Genomic DNA, 1,037 nt, shown 5'->3' with positions numbered 1-1,037 from the left:
GGCAAAACCCGCCGAGTAGCCGAGGGGAATCTCACCCCTCGGCTCTCACAGATCCGTGCGTAACAGTCTCCCGTTACACGGCTCTTGCCGTTCTGATCACCAACCTGACGCGGCCACCGTCGTGCAACGCCAGTGCGTAAACATGCGGGGATACCGCTGAGCGATCTCCCGCAGCTTCGCAAGGGCCTTCCGCAGCGGCGCGAGCCGTTCGTACTTCTGGCGGATCCAACGCACCAAGTAGGCGTTGATGCGCTTCAAGAAGCGGGTCAACTCGCTCGGCCTGAAGCGGCCGTAGTAGTTGATCCACCCCGCCACCACAGGATTGATCCTGCGGGCGAGGTCGGTGAAGGACAGATCCGAGCGCGTGTGCAGGTGCCAGGACCGCACCTCGCCGCTGATCTTCTTCAGAGCGTCCTTGCTGATGCCGGGGTCGAACGACAAGAAGAGCTTGCCGTTGCGATCCTGACTGCACCTGGCGCGAAACGTGAACCCGAGGAAGGTGAATGCCGTGGCTCCGAAGGAACCCCGGCGCTTCCCGTCTTTGCAGTACACGATCCGGGTCTTGTCCGGATGCAGTCGCAATCCGACCTCGGCCATCCTGTTCTCCAGAGCGGACAGCACCTTGACGGCCTGCCGCTCCGAGACGCAGTGCAGCACCGCGTCGTCCGCATACCGTTCGAACCAGACGGTGGGGAACTCCCGGTCCATCCAGAGATCGAACGCATAGTGCAGGAACAGGTTCGCCAGGACAGGCGAGACAGGAGCCCCTTGCGGAGTCCCGCACTCGCGGTCCATCAGGGAACCATCGGGCATCTTGAGCGGGGCAGCAAGCCACCGCTCCACATACAACTTCACCCAAACGGCATCGGTGTGAGCTTCCACCGCCTTGACGAGGAGGTCCCAGGGCACGCTGTCGAAGAACTTGGCGATGTCAAACTCCACCACCCAGTCGCGTTTCCGACAGCGTTCTCTGCAACGCTCCACCGCGTTCAGTGCAGACCGCCCGGGCCGGCATCCAAAGGAATCTTGGTGGAAAA

1 protein-coding gene is annotated in these 1,037 nt (G+C 62.3%); it reads right to left on the bottom strand.

The annotated features are described in order from the left end of the window. Window positions 1-96: 96 nt before the first annotated feature. Window positions 97-1,037 (bottom strand): reverse transcriptase domain-containing protein (locus ACWD0J_RS41325; protein ID WP_451501014.1); only part of this gene is annotated, 941 nt, incomplete at its 5' end.

The organism is Streptomyces sp. NPDC003011 (genome assembly GCF_053591515.1).
Note: the sequence above shows the minus strand (reverse complement) of the source record. Positions and strands in the feature narration are given on the sequence as shown.